This is a genomic window from Micromonospora sp. DT68 (genome assembly GCF_049847245.1).
Taxonomy (GTDB): Bacteria; Actinomycetota; Actinomycetes; order Mycobacteriales; family Micromonosporaceae; genus Micromonospora; species Micromonospora profundi.
In genome coordinates, this window is sequence record NZ_JBNCNZ010000005.1 from 87,444 (window position 1) to 102,551 (window position 15,108).

Sequence of the window (15,108 nt, forward strand, 5' to 3'; positions counted from 1 at the left end):
CACCCGCGCCGTCAGGCCGGATCCAGCTCGACCAGCGGCTGGTCGTACTCCACCGGCTGGCCGTCCTGGACGAGGATCGCGGCCACCCGACCGGCGCGGTCGGCGGTCACCTCGTTCATCAGTTTCATCGCCTCGACGATGGCCACCGGCTGTCCCGGACGGACCAGGTCGCCCACGGCGACGAACGGTCCGGCGCCGGGTTCCGGCGCCCGGTAGAAGGTGCCGACGACCGGCGCCCGGACCGCCGTGCGCCCCGGGACCGGTGGCCGGATCAGCGACGCCGTCGCCCCGGAGGCCGTAGCGGTCGGCTGCGGCGACACGGCGGGCGCGGCGGGCGGCAGACCCGCTGGTACGTCCGGCAGCGCCGCCGCCTCGCCGGGGTGCCACTCCACCTCCAGCACCGTCGACCCGCTGTGCAGCCGGATGCGGCGCACCGGCCCGGCCAGCTCGGCGATCAGCTGCCGTACCTGTCGGCGCAGCCCGGCCAGCACCTCCTCGTCGGGCACCGCGACATCAAGCGGCGCGGCGGCGAGCGGCGCGACATCGGGCACCGCGACATTGAGCGGTGCGGTGGCGAACGGCGCGGCGGTCAGCGGCGCGGCGGCGTCGGGTCCGGCGGTCACCGGGCACCCGCCCGGGTGCCGACACGGGCCGCACCGAAGCGGCGGAACCGTTGCCTGCGGCGGCGTACCAGGGTCGCGGGCGGCACGTCCAGCAACGGCAGCAGGTTGGCGAGCAACGCGGCACGCAGCCGGTCGGCAGTCTCGGCCGGGTCGTCGTGCGCGGCCGATGCCGGCTCCGGCACGATCTCGTCGACCACGCCGAGGCGGCACAGCTCGGGCGCGGTCAGCCGCAGCGCGCGGGCGGCCTGCGGCGCCGCGCGCCGGTCCGGCCAGAGGATCGCCGCGCAGCCCTCCGGGCTGATCACCGAGTAGACGGCGTGCTGGAGCATCAGCACCCGGTCGGCGACAGCGAGGGCCAGCGCGCCACCGCTGCCGCCCTCACCGGTGATGACCGCGAGCACGGGGGTCGGCAGCATCGTGAGGGTCAGGATGTTCTCCGCGATCGCCGCCGCCTGGCCGTGCTCCTCGGCGCTGACCCCCGGGTCGGCGCCCGGGGTGTCGACGAGGGTGACCACCGGCAGGCCCAGCCGGGCGGCGAGGCGCATCAGCCGCAGCGCCTTGCGGTGCCCTGCCGGGCTGGCCATGCCGAAGTTGCGGGCCACCAGTTCGGCTGTGGTGTGGCCCTTCTGGTGGCCGATCACCATGAGGTGTCGACCGGCCAGCTTGGCCAGACCCCCGACGACGGCCGGGCAGTCCCCGCCGAGACGGTCGCCGTGCAACTCGACGAACCCGTCGAAGACGGAGTCCAGATAGTCCAGTGTGGTCGGTCGGCCCGGGTGCCGGGCGATCCGCACGGTGTCCCACGCGTCGCGTACCCCCGGCTGCGGCTCTCCGACGGCCGGCACACCGACAGCGCCTGCGGCCGGCGCCGGGCCGTCACCGGCGCCGCGCTCGCGGTACGGCAACGGCTCCTGCCGAGGTACGGGCGGACGGCTCGGACGGCAGTGGTCGGCGGCGGCGAGCAGCGCCGACAGTCGCCCCCGCAGCGACCGGCGCTGCACCACCATGTCCACCTGGCCGTGGCGCAGCAGAAAGTCGGCGGTCTGGAAGCCCTCGGGCAGTTCCCGGCCGGTGACCTGGCGGATCACCCGGGGGCCGGCGAAGCCCATCCGTGCGCCGCTCTCGGCGAGCACCAGGTCGGTGTTGGTGGCGAACGACGCCGCCACCCCGCCGTAGGTCGGGTCGGTGAGCACGCTGATCGTGAGCAGGCCCGCCTCGCGCAGTCCGGCGATGGCCTGGCTGACGGTGGCCATCTGCATGAGAGACAGAGCGCCCTCCTGCATGCGCGCACCGCCGGACGCGGTGACGAGGACGAGCGGGATCCGGTCGTCAAGCGCTCGTTCGGCGGTCCGGGTGATCAGCTCACCCACCGCGCTGCCCAGGCTGCCGCCGAGGAAGCGGAAGTCCATCACGGCCAGGGCAGCCGGGTGTCCACCGATGGTGGCGGTGCCGCAGACCACCGCCTCGGGCAGACCGGTGCCGGCCCGCGCGGCGGTGAGTCGGTGCGGGTACGGCAGCACGTCGACGAAGTCGATCGGGTCGGTCGCGGGCAGCAGGTCGGGCAGGAGGCACAGTGACCCCGGGTCGACGAGTTGCCGGAGCCGTTCCGGAGCGGCGAGCCGGGCGTGCGAACCACATTCCGGGCAGACGTCGAGGTTGCGCCGCAGCCGCTTGCGGTAGAGCAGGCTGGAGCAGCCGGCGCAGCGGGACCACAGCCGCTCCTCCCGCGGCGCGGTGGCGGTCACGAGCGCCGCCCGGCGTCGGTGGCGTCGAACCGGTAGAAGCACTGCGCCATCGCGTCGCGCGGCGAGCGCCAGGTCGGCAGGTACGGCGAGACGTACGGCCGGAGCCTGTCGCTGACCCGTACGAACTCGGGGTGTTCCCGCACGGCCTCCACGGCGCCCTGCGCCGGTCGCTCGGTTTCGAGCAGGTGCACGTAGAGGTCGTGCAGTCGGTACAGCGAGCGGTGCCGGACACCGACCAGGCGCGGTAGCTCCGTCGCGTCCGACTCGGCGAAGATCTCGGCCACCTGTTCCTCGGCGGTCGGGACGACCTTCGCGACGATCAACGATCGGTCCATGGCTGGGCCTCCCCCACGGCGTCCGGTCGGCGGGGAACTCCCGGACGCTGGACGACTGCCGACACGATGCGGCAGCCTTCGTCACCACGGCGTCACGGTGACGGGCCGGCCAGCGACGCTGAGCGGTGACGCTGCGTCGATTCAAGCTGTGTGTCAGCTATGCGTCCGCCGACACCTCGACCAGAGGGTTTCAGCAGTTCAGAACCGATCTCACGGTAGACGACATTGACAGAAGCGCGCCCTATCGTTGACTCACCGTGATCGCGATTGATAATCTTCACCGTGGTCAGCCCGGCGGCTCCGGCGGGCGGCGCCGCGCCCGGACGGCAGTGTTGGCGCCCCACCGACGGGGTCGACAGCGGCGTCACGGGCAACCATCCGGACACAGCAGACAGTCGGGACCCAGCGTTCCGCAGGGGGTGCCGCCGTGACCGCTGACCCGTCCAGGCCGACCGACGGAGGTTCCCAGGCAGCCGCCGACATCTCGCTGCACCTGCTCGGCGGCTTCCGACTCCTGCGGGGCACCGCGCCGGTAGTGGTGCCACGCGGCCTGCAACGCGTGATGGCGCTCATCGGGCTGCGCCCCGGCGCCCCCCGCAGTCAGTTGGCCGGGCTGCTCTGGCCCGACGCGTCGGAGGAGAGGGCACTGTCGGCGCTGCGGACCGCGCTGTGGCGGCTGCGGCAGGACCCGTGCTGCCCGATGACCGTCGCCGGCGACACGGTCCGGCTGCACCCGACGGTCCGACTGGACGTCGACGAACTGGTCGGCACGGCCGCCCGGGTACGCGACGGCGCCGACGTACGGACCACAGCCGGGGCGCTCGCCGCAGGCCGGCACGACCTGCTGCCCGGCTGGTACGACGACTGGGTGCTCCTGGAACGCGAACGGCTGCGTCAACTGCGCCTGCACATGTTGGAGCAGGTGGCCACGCAGCACCTCACCGCGGGCCGGCACGGCGAGGCGTTGCAGGCCGCGCTGGAGGCGATGGCCGCCGAGCCGCTACGCGAGACACCGCACCGGCTGGTGGTCCGCATCCATCTCGCCGAGGGCAACGCCTTCGAGGCCGTGCACGCCTTCTACGTGTACCGCGACCTGCTGCGCCGGGAGCTGCGGCTGGAGCCCAGCCCGGCGATGAGCGCGCTGCTCGACGACACACTCGGCCCGATCCGCGCGGCCACCCGCCCGACCACCACCGGCCCGGAGGTCGGCGGATGGCCGTCACCGGCCGGCCGGCGCACGTGACGGCGACGTGACACACAGTGCGCCACGGTGGGCGAAACGAGCACGTGGCCACTGACCCGAGGGTCGGAAACGGTCACCGGGGGAAGGGGTTCCATGAGTCGTCTGCTGATCGTCAGCCGGATCGTCCCGGGCGAGGAGGGGCGTGTCGCGCAGATCTTCGCCGAGTCCGACGCCACGGAGTTGCCAGGTCTCACCGGTGTCGTCCACCGGTCCCTCTACAGCCTGCACGACCTGTACGTGCATCTGATCGAGACCTCGGACGTCGACCCGGACGCGCTCGCCGCCGCCCGCAACCATCCGCTGTTCCGGCAGGTGAACGAGCGGCTCGCCGCGCACACCTCGCCGTACCTGTCGACCTGGCGCTCCCCCAAGGACGCGATAGCCGACTGTTTCTACCGATGGGACGCGGCCGACGCGACCGCCGCCCACCCGGCCGGCTGACGTGCCCACCGCGCCGCCGCATGTCCTGATCATCGGAGCTGGTACCGGCGGGTTGTGCCTGGCGCACGGGTTGCGTCGCGCCGGAATCAGCGTCGCCGTCTACGAACGGCACGAGCACAGCTCCGGAGGGCTGCTCGGCTACCGGGTGGGGATCGGTCCGACCGGCACGCGGGCGCTGCGCGACTGCCTGCCACCGGATGTGTTCGCCACCTTCCTGGCCACCTGCGCCCGACCACCGCGCTACTTCAACGTGCTCACGCAGAAGCTGACCGAGACCGCCTCGTTCGAGCTGCGACCCGCCGTCGACCCGGTGCACACCGAACACTCGGTGAATCGCATGACGATGCGCCAGGTGCTGCTGACCGGCCTGACCGACGTGGTGCACTTCGACAAGACCTTCATCCGGTACGAGCAGCACGACGACGGCGCCGTCACCGCGCACTTCGCCGACGGCACCACCGCCACCGGTGACCTGCTGGTGGCCGCCGACGGCACACACTCGGCGGTACGCCGGCAGTATCTGCCGCACGCGGTCATCCGCGACGCCGGCACCATCAACATCGCCACGCGGATCCCCCTGACCCCGCACACCCGTGACCTCCTGGCCGAGCGCATCCGTACGGGCATCTCGCTCATCTTCGGCGCCGGCGGCACCATGGGCGTGCTGCACGTCATGGAGTTTCCCTGGCACGCCGACCGGACGATCAAGAACGGTGTCAGCGCCGACCGCGCCGCCCTGTTGCGGGCCTGGCCCGGCCTGTCACAGGGCACCAGCGCCGACCACATCAACCTGATCATCTGGAGTACGGCCCGCCGCTTTCCCGCCGATGTCATGCGACTGCGCGGCGACGACCTGATCGCGCTCGCCCTGGACCTCACCCCGAACTGGCATCCGCACCTGCGGGAGCTGCTCAGTCGCGCCGATCCGGGCAGCGCCCTGCCGATCAGGGTGAGCACGTCCGAGCCGACGCCGCCCTGGAAGAGCACCAATGTCACGCTGCTCGGCGACGCCATCCACACCATGACACCGGGGCGTGGGGTGGGGGCGAACACCGCGCTGCGCGACGCCCGTCTGCTCTGCGAGCAGCTCGCCCGCGTCGTCGACGGCGACAAGACGCTGGTGCAGGCGGTGGCCGACTACGAGGCGGCGATGGTGCCGTACGGCTTCGCGCGGGTCGCCGAGTCGCTCAACCGCAGCGGCACCAACGGCGACGACCGGATGTACCGGCCGGTGGTGGGTCGGCTCGCTCTTCTCGGGGCGCGCGGCTACTTCGGGGTGACCAGCCGGGTGCCGCGACTGCGCCGCCGGTTCGTGAACGACTTCCATACCTACGAGGGCGACCAGGACTGAACTTCCGCCGTCACCGACCCGGGCACGCGCCCCCGCGCGGGTCCGGGTCGACTGCTGCGCGAGGCGGTCCGTCGCAACGCTGCGTCACCCGTCACGCACCCCGCGAGGTGTCCGTCCCACCCACACCCTCCCCGACCGATCCTGCCTGTCGTCGCCGCAGCGCATGTGCGAAGCTGCGGCGAGTTTTTCTCGTGACTTTTCCGACGACGTGAGAGGGAGGTTCGCCGTGGAGTGGTCTATCGGACACTCACTGATAGTGATTCTGGCACTGTTGCTGGGCTTGGCCGCCGGATGGTTGCTGCGCGGCCGGCAGGGCGCGCAGTCCAACGGGCAGAGTCCGTCGATGGTGGACGGTGACCCCGTCGCCGGCCTGGCCGTGGTGGCCCCTGCGGCGACACCGGCGACCATCGACGAGGATCGGCCGGCGGCGACCGTCGACCCCGCTCCGGTCGCTGTCGTCGACGGGCCGGCCCCCGTGGACACGGTCAGCGCACCGGCTGCGGTGACCACGTCGGACGAACCCGCCCCGGCGGACACCCCGAACACCGTCGACCTGGGCGACATGGCCCTCACCGAAGCCCCGCCGCCGGTCCCCGCCGCCGAGCCCGCCGACGCGGCGGACGTCCGCCCGGAGCCCACTGCGGAGCCGATCGCGCCCGACGAGCAGCCCGCCCCGGCGTCCGTCATCGCTCCCCGCAAGCCGGCGGACGACCTCCCGCCCACCGACGCCCCGCAGGCCGAGGTGCCGCAGGCTGACGCCGCACAGACCGACATCTCGCAGGTTGACGTCCCACAGGCCGAGGTCCCGCAGGCCGACGCCCCGTCGGCGGAGACCGTCCTCGCCGACATCCCGCCGGTCGAGACCAACACCACCGACGCGCCTCCGGTCGAGACCACGGCCGCCGACAGCGCGTACACCGAGGACACCTCTGCTGGGACGGCGGCTGCCGTCGCCGCGGGCGTGTCGTCGGCGGACGCCCAGGCCGCCGAGCCGGCGCGGGCCACGCCGCCGGTCCGACCGGCCGCCGCCCCGCTGGCGCAGCCGGCAGACGACAGCGCGCCGGACGCCACGGACGCCGGCCCGGCCGACGACTTCCGCCGGATCCAGGGCGTCGGGCCCAAGATGGCGGCGGCGTTGCAGGCCGCCGGGGTACGCACCTACGGCCAGCTCGCCGAACTGGACGAGGCGGCGTTGCGGGACCTGATCCGGGCCGCCGGCCTGCGTGCCGCGCCCAGCCTGGCGACCTGGCCCCAGCAGGCGCGGGTGCTGGCCGGTGCCACCGACGAGGCGGTCGCGGTGCTGCCCGGCGGCGACCAGGGCTGACGTTTCGACATCGAGCCCCTGGCCGGTGTTCCCACGGGGACGCCGGCCGGGGGCTCGATCCGTTTCGGGCCGCCGTCCACGATCGGCTCGATGGCCCTGAGCCGCCAGACAACGAAAGTGCCCTGAAGTCCGGGCAGGTCACCCCCGGTCGGGGGACGACCCGGACGAGTCCGGGCGGCGCGGCCGGCTGCTCGCTAGCGTCGGTCGAGGTGGACCGCACGGTCCGCCGCGTCGGCACCGCAGGAGCGACCGTGTCCCTCTCCGCGTCGGAGCCCGGGCCACGCGGGGCCCGAACGCCGGTACGCGACCCGGAGGCCTCGCGCCGGGTGACGCTGCTCGAACTCTTCTTCGACCTGGTGTACGTGGTAGCGCTCGCCCTCATCTCCCGTGGGCTCGTGCAGCAGCTCGACTGGCACCAGGCCGCCCAGGCGCTGGTCCTGCTTGCCGCTGTCTGGTGGACGTGGGCCATCACCACACTTGTCACCGACCTGTACGACCCGGAACGCACCGAGATCAAGATGCTGATCAGCGCGGTGATGTTCGGCGCGCTGCTGATGACGACAGCGATCCCGGAGGCGTTCGGCGCCCGCGGGATCGTCTTCGCCGGCGCCTACGTGGCGATCCACCTCGGGCGCGGGCTGTTCCTGATGCCCGCCGTACGGCACGAGCCGGAGTTCCAGCGCCGGGCGGCACGGATCTTCACCTGGTTCGCGGTGTCGGCCATACCCTGGATCGTCGGCGCGTTCGTCAGCGGTGACGCCCGGTTGGCCTGCTGGGCCCTCGCGCTCGCGATCGACTACGTCGGCTTCCGGCTCGCGTACCCGGTGCCCGGCCTCGGTGTGGTGCCGGAGGAGCAGCGCAACGTCACCGCAGAGCACCTGTCCGAGCGGTACCAGCAGTTCTTCATCATCGCTCTCGGCGACGCCATCCTGACCATCGGCACCATGTTCAGCCTGGCGCACTCCGAGTTGCTGAACATCAGCGGGTTCGCTGTGGCGTTCGCGACCACCCTGCTGCTGTGGCGGATCTACGTCCACAAGTCCGGTCAACTCCTGCCGCTTGCGATCCAGGCGGCCAGGTCACCGAGCAGGTTCCTGGTCAGCGCGCCGTACACCCATCTGGTGATGATCGCCGGAGTGGTGACCACCGCTTCCGGGTTCGACCTGCTGCTGCACGAACATCCCGGCCGCGTACCACCGGCGTCGGTGGCGGTGATCCTCGGCGGTCCGGCGCTGTTCCTGGTCGGTCGGGCCGCCTTCGAGTACGAGGTGTTCAGCCGGGTGTCGTGGTCCCGGCCGGGCGGTGTGCTGGCGCTGCTGACCATCGCGTCAGGGGCGCTGTTCCTGCCGTCGTTCTTCGCCTCCCTCGGCGCGATGCTGGTCCTGGCCGGCGTCGCCTACGCCGACTACCGCCGCAGTCTGGGCAAACCTCCCGAGGCGCCTGTCCCACCACACTGATGCGGGATCCGCGCCCCCGACCGGGCCGATCACCGCTCACACAAGCGCAGCCGCGTACTCCCGGACCCGCAGCCGTTGCCCGGCCGCGTCGCCGAGGCGGACCTGAAGGCCGAGCGGCGCTGCTGCCCGCCGTACGTCGTCCAGGTGCAGCGAGCCGTGCCGGTCCACGGTGAGCACCGGAGGTTCCTCCAGTTCGCCTTCCGGCGCGTGGAAGGAGAGCAGGGTCACCGAGGTGGTGCGATAGCCGGGGTAGGCGGCGCGGGCCGCAGCCTCGTCGCGGTGCACGAGCACCACCAGGTCGGCCAGGTGGGCGAAGTCGGCGGCGAGCGCCCCGGATTTCCAGTGCGCCGGCTCGTCGGGCAGCCCGGTGCGGTGGTGGGACCGGTTCGCCGAGGTGATGTAGAGGTGATCCGATCCGGTCTCGGCTAGTGCCCGCTCGAAGAAGGCGTTCGACGGGCAGGTCAGCCCCGGCGCGATGACCTGGGTGGTGCGCAGGCCACGGTCGACCTGGGTCAGATGCTCGGGCAGCCGGTCGGCGGCCGGGCCCCGGAAGCCGAACGGCCCGGCGCCGTAGAGCGCGTCCATCAGGGCCAGCACCCGCCCGGCCGGCAACCGGGGCGAGATCTGCGACCAGTCGAACATCGCCGGTATCCGGCAGACGCCTGTGGTGATGCTGCCGACCTGGTCGACCGGACGGCCTTTGGCCAGGTTGACCAGGCGCACAGTGGCGGCGTCCGGGCGGCTCACGATGGCGTAGAAGTTGGCGAACGCCACCGCGACGACCGCGCCACCTGCCAACGCGCGGGCGGCGACCGCAACGTCCTCGGGGCGGTCGATGTAGAGGGGCGGTGTCCGGGCGTCCATGAGTCCTCCTCGGCGGGGCCTCACGCAGTTCTACGTCCGGCGGCCCGCGCGGCGGCGGGATCGGTCGGCGATCCGATAGCCGCCGGCCGGTACGTGGTGCGGGTGGCCGATGCCGGTGCGGTACCGACGGGCCACGGGTATCGGCCGGACGGACGACCCACCGGGGTCGTGGGCGAGCGCCGTTAGCCGCGCGACCCGATTGGGTACAACCGGTGCACCTCAGATCCACCACATTCCTTCAGGAGGCAGCGATGCGCGGCACCTCGATACTCGGAGTTCTCGTCGTGATCTGGTTGGTGATCGGCGCTGTCGCCGCGGGCCAGCGGGGTTACTACAGCGGAGACGACACCAACTGCGCCGAGGCCGGCACCATCCTGGTCACCATCGTGGCCGGGCCCTTGAACTACATCGGCGCCAACCCCAAGGTCGACTGCAAGCTGCCCGAGCCGTCCAAGTAGGACACCGAGCGCCGCCGGCCCGCACCCCCTGCGAAGGGCGCGGGCCGTTTGCTGCCGCCCGGACGAGCGAGGGCTCGTCCGGGCGGCAGGCGGTGTTCGCGGGATGGTCGTCTGGTTCGACGCTCAGCGGAAGCAGCGTGCGATCGGCACCGCGCTGCCGTCGCAGTTTGTCGGCTCGTTCTCGACGACAACGCTCTCGTCGTCGATCTTGACCTGGGCGTGCTGGGCGAAGATGCCGCCCGGCTTCACCGTGGCGGCGTTGTGCGTGACCTTGCTGGTGTAGAGCGCCAGCGAGCCCGCTGTGGCGTAGATGCCGCCGCCCTTCGACGCCGCGCCGACAGCCTCGTTGCCGGTGACGTCGCTGCCGCGTACCAGCAGGTTGGACTTCTCGGCGTAGATGCCGGCGCCGAGACCGTGGGTGGTGTTGCCGTCGACCACGCTGTCGTCGAGCGGCAGCAGGCCCTTGACCGTGGAGATACCGCCGCCGTTGATGGTGGAGGTGTTGCCGCGGATGGTCATCTTGCGCATCACCAGCACCGCGTCGGAGTTGGCGGCGCCGCCACCGACCTGCGCTGTGTTGTTCAGCAGTTCGGTGTCGGAGACCTTGGTCCGGGCCGAGAAGCTGGCCATGCCGCCACCCTGCGCGGCGCTGTTCTGCGCGAAGCTGACGCTCTCCACCTCGGCCGCGCCCCGGTAGTTGCCGAGCCCGCCGCCGTAGCCGTTGGCGCTGTTGTTACGGAACTCGGAACGCTTCAACGTCAGCACACCGCCGTTGAGCAGGCCCCCGCCCTTGCCCGCGGCGCCGGAGGCGCTGTTGCCGATGAACGTGGAGTCGGTGACCACCATGTTGCCGTCGTTGAAGATGCCGCCACCGCCGCCCTCGGGCGACAGCGACGTGCTGTGGGTGACGGTGACCCGCTCCACGACGGCTGTCGCGCCGTGCACCACGTGCACGCTGCCGCCCTCGATGGCGGAGCGACCGTTGTGCAGCGTGACGTCGCGCAGGGTCAGCTCGCCGCCGTCGCGGACGGTGAAGAAGCGGAAGGGCGCGGCCTGGGCGTCGCGGGCGATGGTGGCGCCGACGCCGTCCACCGTGATGGGCTGGTAGATCACCGGCAGGCCGGCGGTGTCGTCGGCCGGGTTGTGCGGCGGCGCCTCGGCGTCACCGGGGGTCTCGGCGGCGTCGGCGGCCTCGCGCGCGTCGCGGATCCCGCCGTCGTACTGGTCGGTCTCGTGGAACGCCTCGCTGAGGACGTAGCGGCAGCGGGGCGCGAGCCGCAGCTCGCCGCCGCCCTGCGCGTTGGCCGTCACCAGGGCCGCCACCAGCTTCGCGGAGTCGCAGGGCACCTCGACCACACCGCGCTTGCCGGTGCCGGGGGTGGTTCGTGGGGTCCGCCCGGCGTCGTCGCGGTCCCGCTCCGGTCGGTCGCCGGGCCGTCTGTCGTCGTCGCTGGCCGCCGTGCTGAGCTGGGCCAGGCCCGGGAGCGAGAAGTTGCGGTCGGCAGCCGCGGCGACGCCCGCCACGCCGGCCGCCCCCACCACCAGGCTCCCGGCCAGGAAGCCGCCGGCTAAGAACCATCGGGATCGCCGTCTGGGTCGTGCCGGGTCTCCTCCTCGGTACGTGGACATCGTGGGTGCCTGCCTTCCTGGCTGCTCAACGTTGACCGCGCGCCGATCCGGGCGCGGGGTGCTCGACGTGCCGCCGACCACCAAAGGTCACGATAGGGCCGCAATATGGACAGGAAGGTGTGAACGTGAATAACGCTGCCATTCATCTTTTATGTCATCAGATGGTGTGCGCCTCACCCCCCGACGTGGATGCCCGGTCGCCGTAACGGATCCGGCTCGGTACGTCGGAGGATCTCCCGTACGACGGGCGGGGTGTCGCCCCGACCGAGGATCAGGTACCGCAGCAGGTGCGCGAGCGGTCTCCCCTCCGACCACTCGAAGTGCGCGTGCGGCCGGACCCCTGTGGCGTCGCGCAACGCCAGCAGGATCGCCGCTATCGCGTTCGGCGCGGCCGAACTGCTGGCCCGCAGCACCCGGAACCCGCCCACCTCGATTCCGCGCACCTCCAGCACCTGACTGAACTCCGACGGGTCCCCCACGTCGATCTCCAGGAACAGCACGTCGGCGGCCCCCGGCACCGGGTTGATCCCCCGCTGCCCGCGCTCCTTGATCGTGTACTCCTTCAGCGAGCCGGTCTGCCGCTTGTTCGCGATCAGGTGCAGCTGCCCGTCGTGCGCCAACGACTCGGCGATGAAGCGGCGGGCCGGCTCGTCGAAATCGATCCGTTCGGCGCGCAGCTCGGTGGTCCGGGTGACCCGGGAGATCAGCGACACCGCGATGATGCCGAGGATGAACAGCGCCGAGATGGTGATCCCGTCCGGCTTCTCGAAGACGTTCTCGATCAGCGCGTACAGCAGCACCAGGCTCAGCACGCTGAAGCCGACGGCGGCGCCACGCTGGCGGCGGCGGGCCGCCGAGATGCTCACCGCCACCGCGCCGGAGACCATCATCGCCAGAATGCCTGTCGCGTACGCGCCGGCCTGGGCGTTCACGTCGGCCCGGAAGGCGATGGTGATGGCGACGCTGACCACGGTGTAGACGATCACCACTGGTCGCACCGCCCGCGCCCACTCCGGGGCCATGCCGTACGAGGGCAGGTACCGCGGCACGATGTTGATCAGCCCGGCCATCGCGGAGGCGCCCGCGAACCACAGGATGAACACGCTGCTCACGTCGTAGACAGTGCCGAACGCCTCGCCCAGATAGGTGTGTCCCAGGAACGCCAGCGCCCGACCGTTCGCGCCGCCACCTGGGCGGAACTCCTCGGCCGGGATGAGCGCTGTGGTCACGAACGTCGTCGAGATCAGGTAGACCGACATGATCAGCGCGGCGGTGGTGAGCAGCCGCCGGGTGTTGCGGATCCGGGCCTCCAGGCGGGCCTGCCGGTCCGGCCCGTCGGCCGCCACCAGGGGCATCATGCTGACCCCGGTCTCGAACCCGGACAGCCCCAGCACCAGCAACGGGAACGCCAGCACGGCGGTGACGAGCACCTCCCCCGGGCCTGCGCCGCCCTCGGTCAACGCCGCGGTCCAGTTCGACACGATTGTCGGATCGGCGACGATCCGCGATACCGCGACCACCACGATCACCGCATTGAGCAGCAGGAACACCGCCACCAGCGGAATGGCCACCACAACCGCCTCGCGGAACCCGAGCAGGAAGACCCCGCCGAGGATGAGCAGCAGCACGACAGTGACAACGACCGGGACCACGGGGTCGTGCATGCTGTCCGGCAGGTACGGATTCTCCAGCAGGTGCACCGTCGCGTCGGCCGACGACAGGGTGATCGTGATGATCCACGAGGTGGCCACGAATCCCAGCAGCACCAGCACGAAGATCTTGCCCCGCCAGAACGGCAGCAACCGCTCCAGCATCGCCACCGAGCCCTGCCCGTGCGGGCTCTCCTGGGCCACCCGGCGGTACATCGGCAGCATGCCGAACAGGGTCAGCGCGACGATCAGCAAGGTCGCCAGCGGAGAGAGCGCACCGGCGGCCACCGCCGCGATGCCCGGCAGGTACGACAGGGTGGAGAAGTAGTCCACCCCGGTCAGGCACATCACCTGCCACCACGCGTGCCGACGGTTCTGGCCCTCGGCCGTCTCCGGGCCGGGCGGCTGCACCTGGTGTTGGAAGAGCCACCGGCGCAGCGGACTCGTCGGCGGCGTCGACCGGGCCGGGCTGGCGACCCGCTCGGGCACCACGACACCGCGACGGCCGCCCCGGTGCGGGCGGGCCGGGTCGCGGGCGGCGCGCAGCGACGGGTCCGGTCCGGCCGGTGTGTGGCGGCGGCCGCTCCAGCGTCGCGGTCTCGCCCGGTGCTCGTCAGCCATCGCCCGTCCCACCCTCGCAGGTTCTGATCCGACGGTAGGTGGTAGCCCACGACCCGAGCGGCGGAACCGGGGACGTGGATGACCTGCTCAGGGGTGGTCCGGTCCGCTTGGCAACCGGCTCGCGGGTGGGCCGACAGCGGTCACCGCAGTCGCCGTACGCCGGTCATCGCGCACCCGGCCGGGCGGCGGGTCGCGGTACCGGATCACCAGGCCGCAACGGGCCGGGCCGTGCGGGGCGGGGTCGGGCGGGCCGAGGTCGGGCGGCGGGCCGGCGCCGGGCCAGGACGGTCATGGCGCGGGCGTACCCCGTACCGGCCCGCCGACACCCTCGGGATTTCCCGCCCGCTCCCCCACCGCCGGCCGACACCCCCCGGGCCGGCCGACGGCGGCGGACGGTCGACACCCCCCGGAGCCGACCGGCCACCTCCCCGACGTGGTCATCAGACGACCACGCGGGGTGGGTGGAACGTGCGGGACGCGTCCCCGCGCTCCGCCGCCCCTCCACCGGGCAGAGCGCGGGGACCCCCCGTCTCCGGCTATTGCAGAAACGCCCCCAGGGGCGAGAGCAGCAGCCGGCCGAGCGCGGCGGCGTTCTTGTCCAACCGCCTGCGCTCACTCTCGTGGGCGGCCGGATCGTGCCGGCAGCGCCAGATCTTCTGTGCGTTGCGCCAGGCGACATCGCGTGTGTACTCGACCAGTTCCCCCTGGTACCAGTCGTCGATGTCGCCGTTGAGCATGTCGATGAGCAGTTGCCACTGCTCCAGGTAGCCGCGACGCAGACCGGGGATCTTGTCCGCGAAGATGTTGTTGATCTCGAGGTAGTCGTGGTGCTGGTCGCTGCCGTCGACCGGCTCCGACTCCAGGTGGTCGAACGTGGTCACCAACGCGAACGGCAGGTCGAAGTTGATGTGCGCGTTCACCCCCGCCGCCGCCGACGGCAACGGTCGGGCGTCCGGCCCGCGCATCCGCTCGAAGAGACACGACCACGCCTTCGGGGTGCCGGGGCTGGAGTCGGTCCACAACCGCAACGCGTCGAAGTACCGGGCGGCGAACTCGACGTCCAGCCGCGCCAGGAACACCGGGTCGATGAAACGGTCGTCGTACAGGCCGTCGAGCACGCTGCTCGTGATCGTCAGGTAGAGCTTGTTGAAGTCCGCCAGCGGGCAGCTCTCCTCCAACGGCGGCAGCCGCACCAGCATGTCCTGGAGTTTGGTGAGGTGATCGACCACCGCTGGCACGTCCGCGGGGTGATCGGCGAGCAGGTCGACGATGTCCCCGTGGACGGGCCCCCAGACCGGTTCGGTCATCTCTCCTCCATGCTTGTTGACGGCCGTAGCGCCGTCGACGGGGCTCAGCCTCTCAACAGGC

General features: G+C 72.0%; 13 protein-coding genes. 6 read left to right on the forward strand and 7 right to left on the reverse strand.

Annotation, left to right across the window (positions count from 1 at the left end; all coding sequences use genetic code 11):
- Positions 1–11 precede the first annotated feature (11 nt).
- From accB to ACPXB1_RS11165, 3 genes are read right to left on the reverse strand one after another with little or no spacing between them, the layout of a single operon-like run.
- Positions 12–593 (reverse strand): acetyl-CoA carboxylase biotin carboxyl carrier protein, encoded by a 582-nt coding sequence (gene accB / locus ACPXB1_RS11155; protein WP_425735295.1) that lies wholly within the window; start codon positions 591–593, stop codon positions 12–14.
- A 26-nt stretch (positions 594–619) separates the two neighbouring features.
- Positions 620–2,368, reverse strand: a complete 1,749-nt coding sequence (locus ACPXB1_RS11160) for an acetyl-CoA carboxylase carboxyltransferase subunit alpha (protein ID WP_355632014.1) — start codon at positions 2,366–2,368, stop codon at positions 620–622.
- The gene (locus ACPXB1_RS11165) at positions 2,365–2,703 is read right to left on the reverse strand and encodes a TcmI family type II polyketide cyclase (protein WP_355589267.1); all 339 of its coding nucleotides are present in this window, start codon (positions 2,701–2,703) and stop codon (positions 2,365–2,367) included. Before ACPXB1_RS11165 ends, ACPXB1_RS11160 begins: the two co-directional genes overlap by 4 nt.
- A 427-nt stretch (positions 2,704–3,130) precedes the next feature.
- On the opposite strand from ACPXB1_RS11165, the gene ACPXB1_RS11170 reads away from it, so the two are divergent.
- The 5 genes from ACPXB1_RS11170 (at position 3,131) to ACPXB1_RS11190 (ending at position 8,519) form a co-directional block, all read left to right on the forward strand.
- Complete coding sequence (locus ACPXB1_RS11170) at positions 3,131–3,946, forward strand: AfsR/SARP family transcriptional regulator (RefSeq protein WP_355632011.1); 816 nt, start codon at positions 3,131–3,133, stop codon at positions 3,944–3,946.
- Positions 3,947–4,039: 93 nt separating this feature from the next.
- Positions 4,040–4,387, forward strand: coding sequence for a TcmI family type II polyketide cyclase (locus tag ACPXB1_RS11175; protein ID WP_355589263.1), 348 nt, complete (start codon positions 4,040–4,042; stop codon positions 4,385–4,387).
- A gap of 1 nt (position 4,388) precedes the next feature.
- Positions 4,389–5,738: an FAD-dependent oxidoreductase gene (locus tag ACPXB1_RS11180; RefSeq protein WP_355589261.1), complete on the forward strand. Its 1,350-nt coding sequence runs from the start codon at positions 4,389–4,391 to the stop codon at positions 5,736–5,738.
- 256 nt (positions 5,739–5,994) lie between these two features.
- Complete coding sequence (locus tag ACPXB1_RS11185) at positions 5,995–7,062, forward strand: hypothetical protein (RefSeq protein WP_355632009.1); 1,068 nt, start codon at positions 5,995–5,997, stop codon at positions 7,060–7,062.
- 209 nt (positions 7,063–7,271) lie between these two features.
- Positions 7,272–8,519, forward strand: a complete 1,248-nt coding sequence (locus tag ACPXB1_RS11190) for a low temperature requirement protein A (RefSeq protein WP_355589257.1) — start codon at positions 7,272–7,274, stop codon at positions 8,517–8,519.
- 36 nt (positions 8,520–8,555) lie between these two features.
- Here the strand turns inward: ACPXB1_RS11190 and ACPXB1_RS11195 are convergent, their stop codons facing one another.
- A complete protein-coding gene (locus tag ACPXB1_RS11195; RefSeq protein ID WP_355589255.1) occupies positions 8,556–9,383 on the reverse strand; it encodes a hypothetical protein in 828 nt (275 codons plus the stop codon).
- Positions 9,384–9,634: 251 nt separating this feature from the next.
- Between ACPXB1_RS11195 and ACPXB1_RS11200 the strand changes: the two genes are divergently transcribed.
- The gene (locus ACPXB1_RS11200; RefSeq protein ID WP_053660102.1) at positions 9,635–9,841 is read left to right on the forward strand and encodes a hypothetical protein; all 207 of its coding nucleotides are present in this window, start codon (positions 9,635–9,637) and stop codon (positions 9,839–9,841) included.
- A gap of 123 nt (positions 9,842–9,964) precedes the next feature.
- Here the strand turns inward: ACPXB1_RS11200 and ACPXB1_RS11205 are convergent, their stop codons facing one another.
- From ACPXB1_RS11205 to ACPXB1_RS11215, 3 genes are all read right to left on the reverse strand, one after another.
- Positions 9,965–11,470 carry a hypothetical protein gene (locus tag ACPXB1_RS11205; protein WP_355589253.1) on the reverse strand — a complete coding sequence of 502 codons (1,506 nt, stop codon included), beginning with the start codon at positions 11,468–11,470 and terminating at the stop codon, positions 9,965–9,967.
- A gap of 173 nt (positions 11,471–11,643) precedes the next feature.
- The gene (locus ACPXB1_RS11210; RefSeq protein WP_355589251.1) at positions 11,644–13,740 is read right to left on the reverse strand and encodes an amino acid transporter; all 2,097 of its coding nucleotides are present in this window, start codon (positions 13,738–13,740) and stop codon (positions 11,644–11,646) included.
- Between the two features lie 536 nt (positions 13,741–14,276).
- Positions 14,277–15,047: a DUF5995 family protein gene (locus tag ACPXB1_RS11215; RefSeq protein ID WP_053659900.1), complete on the reverse strand. Its 771-nt coding sequence runs from the start codon at positions 15,045–15,047 to the stop codon at positions 14,277–14,279.
- Positions 15,048–15,108 lie beyond the last annotated feature (61 nt).